This window comes from Kitasatospora sp. NBC_01539 (assembly GCF_045040525.1).
Classification (GTDB): Bacteria; Actinomycetota; Actinomycetes; order Streptomycetales; family Streptomycetaceae; genus Kitasatospora.
Map to the genome: position 1 here is coordinate 6,441,958 of NZ_CP109390.1, position 16,186 is coordinate 6,458,143.

General features: G+C 71.2%; 15 protein-coding genes. 7 read left to right on the top strand and 8 right to left on the bottom strand.

Annotated features, from left to right (window positions below):
- Positions 1 to 53 precede the first annotated feature (53 nt).
- The 8 genes from OG335_RS27930 to OG335_RS27965 form a co-directional block, all read right to left on the bottom strand.
- Positions 54 to 1,205, bottom strand: coding sequence for an aliphatic sulfonate ABC transporter substrate-binding protein (locus tag OG335_RS27930; protein WP_405015549.1), 1,152 nt, complete (start codon positions 1,203 to 1,205; stop codon positions 54 to 56).
- 249 nt (positions 1,206 to 1,454) lie between these two features.
- Complete coding sequence (locus OG335_RS27935) at positions 1,455 to 2,789, bottom strand: sulfate adenylyltransferase subunit 1 (protein ID WP_405013887.1); 1,335 nt, start codon at positions 2,787 to 2,789, stop codon at positions 1,455 to 1,457.
- Between the two features lies 1 nt (position 2,790).
- Complete coding sequence (gene cysD / locus OG335_RS27940; RefSeq protein WP_405013888.1) at positions 2,791 to 3,729, bottom strand: sulfate adenylyltransferase subunit CysD; 939 nt, start codon at positions 3,727 to 3,729, stop codon at positions 2,791 to 2,793.
- The gene (gene cysC / locus OG335_RS27945) at positions 3,726 to 4,316 is read right to left on the bottom strand and encodes an adenylyl-sulfate kinase (protein ID WP_405015550.1); all 591 of its coding nucleotides are present in this window, start codon (positions 4,314 to 4,316) and stop codon (positions 3,726 to 3,728) included. Before cysC ends, cysD begins: the two co-directional genes overlap by 4 nt.
- 55 nt (positions 4,317 to 4,371) lie before the next feature.
- Positions 4,372 to 5,070: a phosphoadenylyl-sulfate reductase gene (locus OG335_RS27950; protein ID WP_405013889.1), complete on the bottom strand. Its 699-nt coding sequence runs from the start codon at positions 5,068 to 5,070 to the stop codon at positions 4,372 to 4,374.
- Positions 5,054 to 5,230 carry a hypothetical protein gene (locus tag OG335_RS27955; protein WP_405013890.1) on the bottom strand — a complete coding sequence of 59 codons (177 nt, stop codon included), beginning with the start codon at positions 5,228 to 5,230 and terminating at the stop codon, positions 5,054 to 5,056. The genes OG335_RS27950 and OG335_RS27955 overlap by 17 nt, the downstream gene beginning before the upstream one ends.
- The gene (locus tag OG335_RS27960; protein ID WP_405013891.1) at positions 5,227 to 6,951 is read right to left on the bottom strand and encodes a nitrite/sulfite reductase; all 1,725 of its coding nucleotides are present in this window, start codon (positions 6,949 to 6,951) and stop codon (positions 5,227 to 5,229) included. The genes OG335_RS27955 and OG335_RS27960 overlap by 4 nt, the downstream gene beginning before the upstream one ends.
- 190 nt (positions 6,952 to 7,141) lie before the next feature.
- The gene (locus tag OG335_RS27965) at positions 7,142 to 7,225 is read right to left on the bottom strand and encodes a putative leader peptide (RefSeq protein WP_317634116.1); all 84 of its coding nucleotides are present in this window, start codon (positions 7,223 to 7,225) and stop codon (positions 7,142 to 7,144) included.
- Positions 7,226 to 7,462: 237 nt separating this feature from the next.
- Between OG335_RS27965 and OG335_RS27970 the strand changes: the two genes are divergently transcribed.
- The 7 genes from OG335_RS27970 (at position 7,463) to yjfF (ending at position 15,897) form a co-directional block, all read left to right on the top strand.
- A complete protein-coding gene (locus tag OG335_RS27970; RefSeq protein WP_405013892.1) occupies positions 7,463 to 8,836 on the top strand; it encodes a YihY/virulence factor BrkB family protein in 1,374 nt (457 codons plus the stop codon).
- A gap of 258 nt (positions 8,837 to 9,094) precedes the next feature.
- The gene (locus tag OG335_RS27975) at positions 9,095 to 9,334 is read left to right on the top strand and encodes a DUF5133 domain-containing protein (protein ID WP_405013893.1); all 240 of its coding nucleotides are present in this window, start codon (positions 9,095 to 9,097) and stop codon (positions 9,332 to 9,334) included.
- A gap of 298 nt (positions 9,335 to 9,632) precedes the next feature.
- Positions 9,633 to 10,646 carry a LacI family DNA-binding transcriptional regulator gene (locus tag OG335_RS27980; RefSeq protein WP_405013894.1) on the top strand — a complete coding sequence of 338 codons (1,014 nt, stop codon included), beginning with the start codon at positions 9,633 to 9,635 and terminating at the stop codon, positions 10,644 to 10,646.
- A 649-nt stretch (positions 10,647 to 11,295) separates the two neighbouring features.
- A complete protein-coding gene (locus OG335_RS27985) occupies positions 11,296 to 12,276 on the top strand; it encodes an ABC transporter substrate-binding protein (protein WP_405013895.1) in 981 nt (326 codons plus the stop codon).
- A gap of 83 nt (positions 12,277 to 12,359) precedes the next feature.
- A complete protein-coding gene (locus OG335_RS27990; RefSeq protein ID WP_405013896.1) occupies positions 12,360 to 13,883 on the top strand; it encodes a sugar ABC transporter ATP-binding protein in 1,524 nt (507 codons plus the stop codon).
- Positions 13,880 to 14,926, top strand: a complete 1,047-nt coding sequence (locus OG335_RS27995) for an ABC transporter permease (protein WP_405013897.1) — start codon at positions 13,880 to 13,882, stop codon at positions 14,924 to 14,926. The genes OG335_RS27990 and OG335_RS27995 overlap by 4 nt, the downstream gene beginning before the upstream one ends.
- On the top strand, positions 14,923 to 15,897 hold the full coding sequence (yjfF, locus tag OG335_RS28000) for a galactofuranose ABC transporter, permease protein YjfF (protein WP_405013898.1): 975 nt from the start codon (positions 14,923 to 14,925) through the stop codon (positions 15,895 to 15,897). The genes OG335_RS27995 and yjfF overlap by 4 nt, the downstream gene beginning before the upstream one ends.
- Positions 15,898 to 16,186: the final 289 nt, after the last annotated feature.

The following is a 16,186-nucleotide window of genomic DNA, read 5'->3' on the forward strand; positions in this document are numbered from 1 at the left end:
CTGGGCATCGACTGGGCGGGGGCGGGGCGGACCGCGGGGCTATCGGGTGCGGGTCACTTGACGCCGAGGCCGGCGTCCGCCACGGCGGGCTTGCCCTGGGCCGCGAGCACCTTGTTGAGCAGGGTGAGGTCGTAGATGCCGGTGAGGTTCGGCTTCTTGAGGAGGCCGGCGGTCACCGCGTGGTCGGCCTCGGCCTGCAGGGTGTTCGCCAGCGGGTCGTCGATGAACTCGATGTCCTGCCAGGCCGGGTCGAGGATCTTGGCGTCCAGCGCGTTGCCGGCCGCCTCCTTGATCGCGGCGTTGGCCGCCTCCTTGGCCTTCTCCGGGTTGGCCTTGATGTAGGCGTTGGTGTTCACCGAGCCGCGCAGCACGGCCTCCACCACGTCCGGGTGCTCCTTGAGGAACTTCTGCGAGACGATGATGTTGGTGATGACGAACTTGCCCTCGGGCCACACCTCCTTCTCGTTCAGCAGCACCTTGGCGCCGAGCGAGACGAGCTTGGAGGCGGTCGGCTCGGGCACCCAGGCGCCGTCGATCGAGCCGGACTTGTACGCGTCCGGGGTCACCTTGTTGTCGGTGCGGACCACGCTGACGTCGCCCGCGCCGGACGCGGCGTCGACCTTGTAGCCCTTGGTCGACAGGTAGTTGAGGAGCGCCACGTCCTGGGTGTTGCCGAGCTGCGGGGTGGCGATCTTCTTGCCCTTGAGGTCGTCCAGGGTCTTGATCTTGTCGGGGTTGACGACCAGCTTGACGCCGCCGGAGGCCGAACCGCCGAGGATGCGGAGCGACTTGCCGTCCGACTTGGTGAAGCCGTTGATCGACGGGGAGGGGCCGATCCAGCCGATGTCGATGGAGCCCGCGTTCAGCGCCTCGATCTCGGCGGGACCGGCGTTGAAGATCTGCGGCTTGATCGTGGTGGAGCCGAGCTCCTTCTGGATCAGGCCCTCCTTGAGGCCGACCAGCGCCGTGCCGTGGGTGAGGTTCGCGAAGTAGCCGATCTTCACCGTGTCCGCGGAGAGCTTCGCCGTACCGGCGGAAGCGGCGGGGGCGGCGGACGCCTTGTCGTCGCTCTTGTTCGCGCCGTAGCTGCAGGCCGACAGCAGGGTGGTGGCGGTGAGCGCCGCGACGGCGGCCACGGCGGAGCGTCTGAAACGGCCGCTGCCGAAGCGCGCCGGGGTATGCGTGGAGGAGGTGCTGGGTGCCATGAGGAGTGTCCCGTTCATGGTGGGGCGCCTGTGCGGCGCCAAGGAGGCAGGATCGGTGCGGTTCTGACGGCATGTCGCATGCCGGGCAAGCCGGGCGGTGTCTGCTGTGGGAAGAGACCGGCCCGGTGACAGGGGATCAATGCCCCTGTCCGCCCCCACATCGGGTCAGTCCGCCCTGGCCGCTGCCGAGGACGCCGCTGCCGATGCGGCCGCCTTCCTTGTCCATGCCCGAGAACGCCTCGCTGGGCATCAGACCCAGTCCTCCTCGTCGCCCGAAGTGATGTCGTCCGTGGTGGTGCGCACGGTGTCGAACGCCTCGCCCGCCATGCCGGCGGTGAGGGTGGTGCCGTCGGCCGGGTCGACCAGCAGGAAGGAGCCCGTCCGGCGGTTGTCCGAGTAGCTGTCGAGCGCCAGCGGCTCCGCGGTGCGCAGCACCACGTGGCCGATGTCGTTGACCTCCAGGCCGTCGGCACCGGAACGCTGCTCCAGCGTGTCGATGTCGATGCGGTAGGAGATCTCCTTGACCAGCGCGCGCACGGTGCGGGTGGTGTGCTTGAGCAGCACCTTCGCCCCGGGGCGCAGGGCCCGCTCGTTGAGGTGGCAGACGGTGGCCTCGATGTCCTTGGTGGGCACCGGGGCCGGGTCGGCCGCGATCAGGTCGCCGCGCGAGACGTCGATGTCCTCGGCGAGGCGCACGGTCACCGACTGGGGGGCCCAGGCGACGTCCGTCTCCGTGCCGAGCACGTCGATCCCCGCGACGGTGGTGGTGCGGCCGGAGGGCAGCACCGTCACCGGGTCGCCGACGCGCAGCACGCCCGAGGCGAGCTGGCCCGCGTAGCCGCGGTAGTCGGGGTGTTCCTCGGTCTGCGGGCGGATGACGTACTGCACGGGGAAGCGGGCGGGCTCGCTGCTGGGGTCGCCGACGACCGCGACGGTCTCCAGGTGCTCCAGCAGCGTCGGGCCGCCGTACCAGTCCATGTGCGCGGACGGCTCGACCACGTTGTCGCCGGCCAGGGCCGAGATCGGCACCGCGACGACGTCCTTGACGCCCAGCGAGGCCGCGTACGCGGTGAACTCCTCGGCGATGGCGGCGAAGACGGGCTCCGCGTACTCCACCAGGTCCATCTTGTTGACCGCCAGCACCACGTGCGGCACGCGCAGCAGTGCGGCGACGGCGGCATGCCGGCGGGTCTGCTCGACGACGCCGTTGCGGGCGTCGATGAGCACGACGGCGAGCTCGGCGGTCGACGCGCCGGTCACCATGTTCCGGGTGTACTGCACGTGGCCCGGGGTGTCGGCGAGGATGAACCGCCGCCGCGCGGTGGCGAAGTAGCGGTACGCGACGTCGATGGTGATGCCCTGCTCGCGCTCGGCCCGCAGGCCGTCGGTGAGCAGCGCGAGGTCGGGGGCCTCCTGGCCGCGGTTGCGGGAGGCGTGCTCGACGGCCTCCAGCTGGTCGCTCAGCACCGACTTGGAGTCGTGCAGCAGCCGGCCGACGAGGGTCGACTTGCCGTCGTCGACGGAGCCGGCGGTGGCGAACCGCAGCAGCGAGGTCGCGGCGATGGTCTCCGGAGTGGTGGTCATCTTAGAAGTACCCCTCGCGCTTGCGGTCTTCCATCGCGGCCTCGGACATCTTGTCGTCGGCACGGGTGGCGCCGCGCTCGGTGAGGCGGCTGGCGGCGATCTCGGCGATGACGTCGGCGATCGTGACGGCGTCCGAGTCGACGGCACCGGTGCACGACATGTCGCCGACGGTGCGGTAGCGGATCAGGCGCTGCTCGACCGGCTCGGTGTCCTTCGGGCCGCCCCACTCGCCGGCGGTCAGCCACATGCCGTCGCGCTTGAACACGTCGCGGTGGTGGGCGTAGTAGATCTCGGGGAGCTCGATGCCCTCGCGCTCGATGTACTGCCAGACGTCCAGCTCGGTCCAGTTGGAGAGCGGGAAGACCCGGACGTGCTCGCCCACGGCGTGCCGGCCGTTGTAGAGCGACCACAGCTCGGGGCGCTGGCGGCGCGGGTCCCACGCGCCGAACTCGTCGCGCAGGGAGAAGACGCGCTCCTTGGCGCGGGCCTTCTCCTCGTCGCGGCGGCCGCCGCCGAAGACGGCGTCGAACTTGTTGCCCTCGATCGCGTCGAGCAGCGGCACGGTCTGCAGCGGGTTGCGGGTGCCGTCCGGGCGCTCGCGCAGCCGGCCGTCGTCGATGAAGTCCTGCACGTGTGCGACGTGCAGCCGCAGGTTGTGCCGGGCGACCGCGCGGTCGCGGTACTCGATGACCTCGGGGAAGTTGTGCCCCGTGTCGACGTGCAGCAGCGAGAACGGCACCGCGGCCGGCCAGAAGGCCTTCAGCGCCAGGTGCAGCATGACGATCGAGTCCTTGCCGCCCGAGAAGAGGATCACCGGCCGCTCGAACTCGCCCGCCACCTCGCGGAAGATGTGCACCGACTCCGCCTCCAGGGCGTCGAGGTGCGACAGCGCGTACGGGTTCTCCTGGGTGTCCAGGAGGCTGTGCGTGGCGGTCGTCATGCCAGGCCCCTCTCGGTCAGGAAGGCGTGAAGTTCGGCGGCCGAGTCGGCCACCGCGCGGCCCTGGGTCTGCAGACGCAGCTCCGGGCTCTCCGGTGCCTCGTACGGGTCGTCCACGCCGGTGAGTCCGGAGATCTCGCCGGCGGCCTGCTTGGCGTACAGCCCCTTGACGTCGCGCTCGGCGCAGAGCTCGACGGGGGTGGCGACGTGGATCTCCAGGAAGTCGGTGCCGAGCGCGGCGTGCCGGGCGCGGACGGCGGCGCGGGAGTCCGCGTACGGGGCGATCACCGGGGCGAGCACCTTCACGCCGTTCGCGGCGAGCTTCTCGGCGACGAAGCCGATCCGCGCCACGTTGGTGTGCCGGTCCTCCCTGGTGAAGCCGAGGCCCTTGGAGAGGAACTCCCGGATCTCGTCACCGTCGAGGACCTCCACCCTGTGGCCCTCGGCGCGCAGCCGCTCGGCGAGGGCGAAGGCCAGCGTGGTCTTGCCCGCGCTGGGCAGCCCGGTCAGCCACACGGTGGCGCCGCGCTCGCTGGGGTCGGCCGCGGTGGCCGCCGCGGCGTACCCGGCGGAGTCCCCGCGGCCCAGGGTGTCGGCTGTCGTCACGATGGGTCTCCTGGAATCGTGTCGGACGGACGGATGGTCAGAGGTGGATGCCGCACTCGGTCTTGCCCGAGCCGGCCCAACGGCCGGCCCGGCCCTCCTCGCCCTCGCCGGGCTTGGCGGTGCAGGACAGCGGCGAGCAGCCGATGGAGGTGTAGCCCTCCCACAGCAGCGGGTTGAGCAGCACGCCGTTCGCCTGCACGTAGGCGTCGACGTCGTCCTGCGTCCAGCGGGCGATCGGGGCGAGCTTCACCTTGCGGCGCTTCGCGTCCCACGCCACCACCGGGGTGTTCGCGCGGGACGGCGACTCGTCGCGGCGCAGCCCGGTGGCCCAGGCGTCGTACGCGCCGAGGCCGCGGTTGAGCGGCTCGACCTTGCGCAGCGAGCAGCACAGGTCCGGGTCGCGGTCGTGCAGGGCGGGACCGTACTCGGCGTCCTGCTCGGCGACGGTCTGCCGGGGCGTCAGCGTGATGACGTTGACCGGCATGACGGCCGCCACCGCGTCACGGGTGCCGATGGTCTCCGCGAAGTGGTAGCCGGTGTCGAGGAACACCACGTCGACGCCGGGGAAGACGCCGGAGGCGAGGTGGGCCACCACCGCGTCCTCCATGGAGGAGGTGACGCAGAACCGCTTGCCGAAGGTGTCGGCGGCCCAGCGCAGGATCTCCTGCGCAGGAGCGTCCTCCAGGTCGCGGGCGGCCGCGGTGGCGATCGCCTCGTAGTCAGTTGCCGTGCTCATGCGCGGCACCCCCGTTCTTCGTCGACAGCAGCCCCAGGAACTTCAGCTGGAAGGCCCGGCGGCACGCCGCGCATTCCCAGCATCCGTGCCCGGCCTCCGAGGGACGCAGGTCCTCGTCGCCGCAGTACGGGCAGAAGAACGGCGCCGCGCGCTCGCTCACGACAGCTGCTCCTCGCTGGCGCGGGCCGTCCACTGGGCGAACCGCTCACCGTCCCTGCGGTCCTCCTGGTAGCGGGTCAGCACACGCTCGACGTAGTCGGGCAGGCCGGCGCTGGTGACCTTCAGGCCGCGGACCTTGCGGCCGAAGCCGGCCTCCAGGCCGAGCGCACCGCCCAGGTGCACCTGGTAGCCCTCGACCTGCTCGCCGTTGTCGTCCGTGACCAGCTGGCCCTTGAGACCGATGTCCGCGACCTGGATGCGGGCGCAGGCGTTGGGGCAGCCGTTGATGTTGATGGTGAGCGGCTCGTCGAACTCCGGGAGGCGCTGCTCCAGCTCGTCGATCAGGCTGCGGCCGCGCTCCTTGGTCTCGACGATGGCGAGCTTGCAGTACTCGATGCCGGTGCAGGCCATCGTGCCGCGGCGGAAGGTCGACGGCTTGACCTGCAGGTCGAGCGCCTCCAGACCGGCGACGAGCGACTCGACGCGGTCCCCGGCGACGTCGAGGATGATCATCTTCTGCTCGGCGGTGGTGCGCAGGCGGTCGGAGCCGTGCTCGGCGGCGAGGTCGGCGATCTGGCCGAGCAGCTTGCCGTGGACCCGGCCGACGCGCGGCGCGAAGCCGACGTAGAAGCGGCCGTCCTTCTGGCGGTGCACGCCGACGTGGTCGCGCCAGCGGGCGACCGGCTCGGCGGGGGCCGGGCCGTCGGTCAGCTTGGTCTTGAGGTACTCGTCCTCCAGGACCTGGCGGAACTTCTCCACGCCCCAGTCGGCGACCAGGAACTTCAACCGGGCGCGGTTGCGCAGGCGGCGGTAGCCGTAGTCGCGGAAGATGCCGATGACACCGCCGTAGACGTCGGCGACCTGGTCCAGCGGGACCCACGCGCCGAGCCGCACACCGAGCTTGGGGTTGGTCGAGAGGCCGCCGCCGACCCAGAGGTCGAAGCCGGGGCCGTGCTCGGGGTGGACGACGCCGACGAACGAGATGTCGTTGATCTCGTGCGCCACGTCGAGCAGCGGCGAACCGGAGACCGCCGACTTGAACTTGCGCGGCAGGTTGGAGAACTCCGGGTTGCCGATGAAGCGGCGCTGGATCTCGTCGATGGCGGAGGTGCCGTCGATGATCTCGTCCTCGGCGACGCCGGCCACCGGGGAGCCGAGGATGACGCGCGGCGTGTCGCCGCAGGCCTCGGTGGTGGACAGGCCGACGGCCTCCAGCTTCTGCCAGATCGCGGGGACGTCCTCGATCCGGATCCAGTGGTACTGGACGTTCTGCCGGTCGGTCAGGTCGGCGGTGCCGCGGCCGTACAGTTCGGAGACCTCGGCGATGGCCTTCACCTGCGCCACCGTCAGGCGGCCGCCGTCGATGCGCACGCGGAGCATGAAGAACTCGGCGTCCAGCTCGTTGGGGTCGAGGATGGCGGTCTTGCCACCGTCGATGCCCTCCTTGCGCTGGGTGTACAGACCCCACCAGCGCATGCGGCCGCGGAGGTCGGCCGGGTCGATGGAGTCGAAGCCGCGGTGGGCGTAGATCGTCTCGATGCGTGTCCGCACGTTGAGACCGTCGTCGTCCTTCTTGAACTGCTCGTTCGCGTTCAGCGGCGTGAAGTGGCCCATGCCCCACTGGCCCTCGCCGCGGTGGCGGGTCACCTTGCGGGCGGCGGCGGGCCGGCGCACGGGGGCGCCGGAGACCGTGGGCTCGACCGGTTCGGGGCTAGGGGCCATGGTGTCTCGTCCTTCTGGCAGCTGGCTCTGATGAGGGATGTCGGCATACCCGGGCACGGAACCGCCCCGGCCCGCGCTGGTGCTGCGGGCCTCACGGGGGCAGTGGTCCTCGGCCGGTGGGCACCCGCACATCCGCTTCGGCGGGGATGGCGAGGTGTGGCGCCGGTGCCGTGCAGGCGGCGGGTAGGGCTCAGGTCACCGGACAGATGGCGCTGGACACGCGGAGGAGATCGACGTGCAGTCGACCTACGAGGGTGGCTCCGGCGCTTGGCATGGCAAGAGATTCGCACGGCGAACGACCCTCGGTCCACTAACGTCCGCATTCTGGACGCGTATGTGTCGCATCGTGAGATGGTGGCCGAATAGCCCGTCGTCACAGCGCTGCCGAGGGTACCGGACCACGCCCTTCCAGGCCCCCCGAAGCCCCTCCCGCACCCTCCGGAGGGCCCACCCCGGTCCTATCGCGCGCGCGGGCGCGGAGGAGGGGAACAGGGGCCAGTACGGTAGGGGCGTGCAATCAGCAGGCAGTACTCCGCGGGAGACCTCCGGCCCGGCCGCCGAACGCCCCTCGCGCCGCAGGGGCGGCCGCCGTCGCGCCCGGCGCGACGGATGGCGCCGAACCCTGTGGGCCCTGCTCAAGGACACCGCCAACACCTGCGTCGAGTACCGGGTGACCGGCCTCGCCGCCGAAGCGGCGTTCTTCACCCTGCTGTCCATCCCGCCGCTGCTGCTCTGCCTCGCCGGCACCCTCGGCTACCTCGACGACATCCTCGGCGCCGGCACCATCGACCGCCTCAAGAACGATGTCGTCTCGGCATCCGGGACGGTGCTCTCACCGGAGTCGGTCGAGCAGATCGTCAAACCCCTGCTGACCAGCGTCTTCGACAGCGGCCGACCCGACCTCATCTCCATCGGTTTCCTGCTGTCGCTGTGGTCCGGCTCCCGCGCGCTCTACATCTTCATCGACACCATCACCGTCATGTACGGCCTCGACGGCAAACGCGGCATCGTCAAGACCCGCCTCATGTCACTCGGGCTCTACCTCGGCGCACTCCTCATCGGCTCCCTCGTACTGCCGCTGCTGGTCGCCGGCCCCGGCCTCGTCATCGGAGCCCTCCCCGACTCCGCCGGCCTCGTCAACGCCCTCTACTGGCCCGCCGCGATCCTGCTGCTGGTGATCTTCCTCACCACCCTCTACCACGTCGCGGTACCCGCCAGCACACCCTGGCGCGAGGACATCCCCGGCGCACTCGTCGCCCTCCTCGTCCTCGTCGTCTGCAGCGTCCTGCTCCGCGTCTACCTCGTCAGCTCCGTCGAGGGCCCCTCCGTGTACGGCTCCCTCGCCGCACCCGTCGCCGTGCTGCTCTGGATCTTCGTGGTCGCCCTCGCCGTCCTCATCGGCGCCGCCATGAACGCCGCCATCGACCGCCGCTGGCCCAGCGTCGAGACCGCCGACGCCCGCGCCGAGAACGAGCGCGCCAGCGAGGCCGCCGCCGCCACCGTCGTCCGCGAGGCCGCCGCCCGCCGCGCCGTCCAGCGCGCCCGCCTCGTCCGCGAACTCGGCCTCGCCGACGGCGCCGACGACGACGACACCGACGACGACGAGGACCACGCCCCGTCCGAGTACCCCGAGCGCTGGGCCGACGTGCTGCCCCACGACAGCCTGCTGCGCCGCCTCACCGGACGCACCGGCCGCCGCCGCAACGCCCCGCCACCGCCCGACACCGACCGCCCGCTCGCCCCGCCGCGGCGCTCCCCGCACCACCACCCCCACCCGCCGCAGCAGCCCCTCCAGCCGCAGGCGCCGCTCTACCCCCCGCCGCCGCCGCCGGTGCCGCCGGTGCCGCCGCTCCAGCCGCCGCGCACCCCCTGGGACACCCGCTGACCGGCCGGTGACCCGGCGGTCGGCCCCGCGGTCGGCGCGGAGGCCGGCGCCCCGGCCCGCGGCCCCGGCCTCCGTGTCGGCCGGGGCGCGGGTGGGAGCGGGGGTGCGCGGTGGGCCTGAGGGGCTCGCGGTGGTGCGGGGGAGTTGTGGAGAGGATGCGTCCATCCGAGGGTGGTGGGCTTGCCGTGGCGGCGCCCGGGTACGCGCGGCGGCAGGATGCGGAGCCGTCCGGCCCGTCCCACGACCTGAGGAGTGCGCGTGCCGCTGATCAACTACGCCGTGCTGAGTGAGCTCGTCGACGAGCTGGAGACGCTCGCCGCCCTGCCCGCACCGGACGCCGACCAGGAGCGCCGCCGCGCGGACGCCGAGTACACACTCTGCATCTGCACCGGGGTCCACGAGCCGCAGCCCGCCCTCGTCCGGGCGCGGGCGCTGCTCGCCGGGCGGCAGCGGGAGGCCGCCGCCATGGCAGGGGCCGCTCCGGTGGCCGCCGCCTGAACCGGCCGGACCGGGCCGTGAACGGCCGGCGACCGCGGTCGGCCGCGTCGACCCCCCTTCCTTCGACCCCCCTTCCTTCGGCCCCGCGCCCGTCCCGGCCTGACCCGGGACGCCGTGGGGCCGTCGCACGCCACCGCCACCCCGTGGGCCGCCGGCCGGTCACGCTCCGGAGCCGATCACGGCGATTGATATGTGAGCGTGAACAATTACACTCCCCTCAAAGCTCGTGAGACAGTTGCACCGCGCAACTGGCTCGGCACCGAAGAGGGGGCTGCGAGTGGGAACTGAGACTGCCGGGATGGATCCCCGACAGCCTGTGATGGCCGATGTGGCGAAGCTCGCCGGAGTGTCCCACCAGACCGTGTCACGCGTCCTCAACGGCGCCCCGCACGTCCGGCCCGGCACGCGTGACAAGGTGCTCGCCGCCATCCGGGAACTTGACTACCGTCCCAACTCCGCCGCACGGGCGCTGGTCACGCGCCGCTCCCAGACCCTCGGCGTGGTGAGCTTCGCCTCCACGCTGTACGGCCCGGCCTCCATGCTGGACGGCCTCGAACAGGCGGCCCGCAGTGCGGGCTACTTCGTCAGCGTGGCGAGCCTGCGCTCGCTCGACACCCGCTCGGTGCAGGAGGCCGTCGACCGGCTGCGCGACCAGGGTGTGGAGGGCGTGGCGGTGATCGCCCCGCAGATATCCGCGGTGGGCGCGGTCGCCCGGGTCTCCAGCTCCGTGCCGGTCGTGGCGGTCGGCTCGGGCACCCGCTCCCGGGTGCCGATGGTGGCCGTCGACAACCTCGGCGGTGCCGCCGCCGCCACCCGTCACCTCCTCGACCTCGGGCACACCACGGTGCACCACATCGCCGGCCCGGCGGGCTGGCTGGAGAGCCAGGACCGCCAGGACGGCTGGCGGCGCACCCTGGAGACCGCTGCGGCCCCGGTGCCGCAGGTCTACAGCGGCGACTGGAGTGCCCGCTCCGGATACGAGGCGGGCCTGCGGATCGCGGCGGACCCTGAGGTCACCGCCGTCTTCTGCGCCAACGACCACATGGCCCTCGGGCTGTTGCGGGCGCTGTACGAGGCGGGGCGGCCGGTGCCGGGCGAGATCAGCGTGATCGGTTTCGACGACATCCCCGAGTCCGCGTACTTCACGCCGCCGCTGACCACCGTGCGACAGGACTTCGGAGAACTCGGACGCCGGGCACTGGAGTTGCTGGTGGAGGAGCTGGTGGGGGTGGCGCACGTGCGCAGCCACGTGCTGGTCTCCCCGGAGATGGTGCTGCGGCGTTCCACCGGGCCTGCCCCGCGGGTGGGCTGAGCCCGGACGACCGGCGGCCGCCCCTGCACCGCCCTGACCTGCCCCGATGGTCCCGACGAGGCCGTCCGCCCTTCCGGCGGGCGGCCTCGTCGGCGTGCCGGGGGCGCGGCGGGGCTGCGGTCAAGATTGGGTAACGCCGTGCAGAGCTCTTGCCCCGGCCAAATGTGAGCGTTAACAATCTCCATCGAGCGAAACAGCTCGGCCACATCCCGTTCACCGGATGCGCGATCCCGCGCTCCGGCGGCGTGATCCCGCAATGCCTCGTCCCGGGCCCTGTGTCATCCGGGACATCTGACAAGTCGCTTCTGCATCAAGCCCGTTCGTCCAGCGAGTGCATCACGTGACCGCAGCGGGCGCGTGGGGCCCGCACGGCACGGCCCCGGTTCCACCCTGCGTGACGGCTCCATCCGCACCAGCCGTACCACCCCGCACCGCCTGCGCTGCCTGCACCACCTGCACTGCTTGCACCGCCCCACCTGCACCACCCCACCTGCGTCACCCCCCCGTCCCGGGTTCCCGGGTCGCCTTCTCCACCCGGCGGCGCCACCGCATCCCGCGGTCGCCCGCCGCCCCACCCGTCCTCCGGCCGTGCGCCGTAGCTGCCCCTCGGCGGCGCGGCCGGAGGCGCTCCATCGAGAGGAAGTCCCCCATGAACAAGAGAGTTGCCGCAGCCGTGGTTGCCGGCGCGATGATCGCCGGCCTGTCCGCCTGCTCCTCGGGTGCCGGTTCCTCCGACAGCAAGGGCTCCGACGGCAAGATCACCATGGGCTTCTCCCAGGTCGGTGCGGAGAGCGGCTGGCGTACGGCGAACACCAAGTCCGTCCAGGACGCGGCGAAGAAGGCCGGCATCACGCTGAAGTTCTCCGACGCGCAGCAGAAGCAGGAGAACCAGATCAAGGCGATCCGCTCGTTCATCCAGCAGAAGGTCGACGTGATCGCCTTCTCGCCGGTGGTCGAGTCGGGCTGGGACACCGTGCTGAAGGAGGCGAAGGCCGCGAAGATCCCGGTGATCCTCACCGACCGGGCGGTCGACTCCAAGGACGAGTCGCTCTACGTGACCTTCCTGGGCTCGGACTTCGTCGAGGAGGGCAAGAAGGCCGGCGACTGGCTGGTCAAGGAGTACGGGTCCGCCGCCGGTGAGGTCAACATCGTGCAGCTGGAGGGCACCACGGGCTCGGCCCCGGCCAACGACCGCAAGTCGGGCTTCGCGGACGCGATCAAGGGCACCCCGAAGTTCAAGGTCGTCGCCTCGCAGACCGGTGACTTCACCCGTGCCAAGGGCAAGGAGGTCATGCAGGCGTTCCTGAAGTCGCAGCCGAAGATCGACGTGCTCTACGCGCACAACGACGACATGGCGCTCGGTGCGATCCAGGCGATCGAGGAGGCCGGCAAGAAGCCGGGCAAGGACATCAAGATCGTCTCCGTGGACGGTGTCAAGGACGCCTTCACCGCGATGTCCCAGGGCAAGATCAACTACGACGTCGAGTGCAACCCGCTCCTCGGCGACCAGCTGATGGAACTCGCGAAGAAGGTCAAGGCCGGCGAGAGCGTCGAGCGCCGGATCAAGACCGTCGAGGGCACCTTCACCCCGGAGCAGGCCACGGCGGCGCTGCCGACCCGCCAGTACTGATCCGGCCCGGAGGCCGGGGCCGCCCGCCCGCACCTGACCCGGGCGGGCGGCCCCGCACCCCCGACACGACGAGAGGAGGGCCGATGTCACAGCAACCGGTCCTGGAAGTGCACGGGATCCGCAAGGAGTTCCCGGGCGTGCTGGCGCTGGACGGGGTCGACTTCCGGCTCTTCCCCGGCGAGGTGCACGCCCTGATGGGTGAGAACGGCGCCGGCAAGTCCACCCTGATCAAGGTGCTCACCGGTGTGTACGAGTCGGACGGCGGCCGGGTGCTGCTGGCCGGCAGCCCGGTGCGGATCTCCGGCCCGCTGCAGGCGCAGGAGGCGGGGATCTCCACGGTCTACCAGGAGGTCAACCTCTGCCCCAACCTGTCGGTGGCGGAGAACATCCTCATCGGCCGCGAACCGCGCCGCCGCGGCCTGATCCACTGGGCCGAACTCCGGCGCCGGGCGGCCGAGTCGGTGGCCGCTCTCGATCTCGACATCGACGTCACGACCCCGCTGTCGAGCCACTCCATCGCGATCCAGCAGCTGGTGGCGATCGCCCGCGCGGTGGACGTCTCCGCCAAGGTGCTGATCCTGGACGAGCCGACCTCCAGCCTCGACCGTGACGAGGTCGCCCAACTCTTCACCGTGATGCGGCGGTTGCGCGACCGCGGGGTGGCGATCCTCTTCGTCTCGCACTTCCTCGACCAGATCTACGAGGTCTGCGACCGGATGACCATCCTGCGCAACGGCCGCCTCGAAGGCGAGTACCTCACCTCCGAGTTGAGCCAGATGCAGCTCGTCTCCCGGATGATCGGCTCCGAACTCGCGACGCTGGAGAACCTCTCGGACAGTGCCCGCAAGCAGCCCGCCGAGCTCAAGGGCGGCGCGCCGTTCCTGCGGGCCGACAAGCTGGCCCGCCGCGGCGCCGTCGAACCCTACGACCTGGCCATCAGGCCGGGTGAAGTCGTCGGTCTCGCAGGGCTGCTGGGATCCGGGCGGACCGAGGCGGCCCGGCTGCTCTTCGGCGCCGACCAGGCGGACGGCGGCACGGTGCGCATCAACGGCGAGGAGACCGCGCTGCGCAGCCCGCGGGCTGCCATCGGCCACGGCATCGCCTTCTGCTCGGAGAACCGCAAGACCGAGGGGCTGGTCGGCGAGCTCACCGTCCGAGAGAACATCGTGCTCGCCCTGCAGGCCGCCCGCGGCTGGACGCGTCCGCTCGGCCGCACCGCCCAGGACGAGCTGGCCATCCGCTGGATCCGCGCGCTGGACATCCGTCCGAACAACCCCGAGGCGCTGGTGCGCAACCTGTCCGGCGGCAACCAGCAGAAGGTGCTGCTGGCCCGCTGGCTGATCACCGACCCGAAGCTCCTCATCCTCGACGAGCCCACCCGCGGCATCGACATCGGCGCCAAGGCCGAGATCCAGAAGCTCGTCGCGAAGCTCTCCGGTGAGGGCATGGCCGTGCTCTTCATCTCCGCCGAGCTGGAGGAGGTGCTGCGGCTCAGCCACAAGGTCGGCATCCTGCGCGACCACCGCATGGTCGCCCAGCTCCACAACGACGGCGAGCTGACCCCGGAGCGCATCATGACGACGATCGCGAGCGGAGCCCAGCGATGACCAAGCACCGCCTCTTCTGGCCCGCGGCCGTACTCGCGGCCCTCCTGCTGGCCAACGTGGCCTTCACGCACGACTTCTTCGCGATCCGGATCAAGGACGGCCACCTCTACGGCAGCCTGATCGACATCCTGCACTTCGGCGCCCCGCTGATCCTGGTGGCGCTCGGCATGACCCTGGTCATCGCCACCGGCGGCATCGACCTCTCGGTCGGCTCCACCGTGGCCATCGCGGGCGCACTCGCGTGCCTGCACATCAGCGAGTCGGCTGACCCGGCGAGCCTCGGCACGGTGCTCGGCGCGGTCGCGATCGCGCTGGCCGTGGCCCTGGTGCTGGGGCTGGCCAACGGCCTGCTGGTCTCGAAGGTGGGCGTCCAGCCGATCATCGCGACACTGATCCTCATGGTGGCCGGCCGCGGCGTCGCCCAACTGATCACCGACGGCCAGATCATCACGATCACCAGCGAGCCGTACAAGCTGATCGGCGGCGGCTACTGGCTGACCGCGCCGTTCTCCATCCTGCTCGCCGCGCTGATGGTGCTGCTGACGGCGCTGCTCACGCGCTCCACGGCGCTCGGCATGCTGCTGGAGTCGGTCGGCGGCAACCCGGTCGCCAGCCGCCTGGTCGGCATCCGCGCGCAGCGGCTGATCGCGCTGGCGTACGTCTTCAGCGCGCTCTGCGCGGGCGTCGCCGGTCTGATGATCAGCTCCAACGTGTCGGCCGCGGACGGCAACAACGCCGGCCTGTGGATCGAGCTCGACGCCATCCTCGCGGTGGTGATCGGCGGCACCTCGCTCAACGGCGGCCGGTTCTCCCTCGGGGGCACCGTGCTCGGTGCGCTGGTCATCCAGACCCTGTCCACCACCATCTACACCATCGGCATCCCGCCGGAGACCACGCTGGTCTTCAAGGCCGTCGTCGTGATCACCGTCTGCCTCATCCAGTCGCCGCAGTTCCGCACGAAGCTGGCCCGGCGCCGCGGGGCGCACCACCGCACCGCGGCGGGGAAGCCGGCCGCACCCGCAAACCTGGAGGTCGGCGCATGAACGCCACCGTCGCCACCAAGCTCCGCGAGCACATCCCGCTGGTGGTCACCGCCGTCCTGCTGGTCACGATGTTCAGCGCCGGGTCGGTGCAGTACGAGGGCTTCTTCTCCGGCCAGGTGCTGCTCAACCTGCTGATCGACAACGCCTTCCTGCTGGTCGTCGCCATCGGCATGACCTTCGTCATCCTCACCGGCGGCATCGACCTGTCGGTCGGCGCCGTGGTCGCCCTGTCCACGATGGTCTCGGCCTGGCTGGTCGAGCAGCACCACTGGCCCGCGCTGCTGGTGATCCCGCTGGTGCTGGCGATGGGTGCCGGGGCGGGGTGGGTGATGGGCTGGGTGATCCACACCTTCGAGATCCAGCCGTTCATCGTCACCCTGGCGGGCATGTTCCTGGCCCGCGGCCTCTGCTACACGATCAGCGTCGAGTCGATCTCGATCACCGACGAGTCGTACACGGCGATGGCGCAGACGCGCATCCCGCTGCCGGGCGACATGTTCGTCTCGCCGAGCGTGGTGATCGCCGTGGTGGTGGTCGCGGCCGCCTTCGTGGTGCTGCACCACACGCGGCTGGGCCGCAACGTCTACGCGCTGGGCGGCAGCGAGCAGTCGGCGCTGCTGATGGGCCTGCCGGTGGCCCGCACCAAGATCACGGTGTACGCGGTGAGCGGCTTCTGCTCGGCGCTCGGCGGCGTGCTGCTCACCTTCTACATGCTCTCCGGCTACGGGCTGCACGCGGTGGGCCTGGAGCTCGACGCGATCGCCGCGGTGGTGATCGGCGGCACCCTGCTCACGGGCGGCTCGGGCTTCCTGCTCGGCACCGTGCTCGGCGTGCTGGTGCTCGGCCTGATCCAGACGATCATCAGCTTCCAGGGCACCCTCAGCTCCTGGTGGACCCGGATCGCGATCGGTGCGCTGCTCTTCGTCTTCATCGTGCTGCAGCGCCTGATCACCGTGCGCCGCAAGGCCTGACCGCTCCCGTTCGCCCGCCCGGGGCGCCGACCTCGGGCGGGCGCCCTTGACAGTCCAATTGTGAACGTTAACAATCACAGCAGCCACGCCGCTCAGGTCACCACCCCGGCCGCCGCGACCACCCACTCCGCCGGCCGGGCGACCACCCCGCTTCGGTCCGCCCGGCCGGCGGCCACCGTTCCGTACCTCGTGAGGGTCGAGGGCACGGAACTCCGGCCGGCCGCCGGCCCGCGACGAAGCGGACCAGCCGGCGGCCGGTACCAGAACTCCCCACCCCCGTACGAAGGAT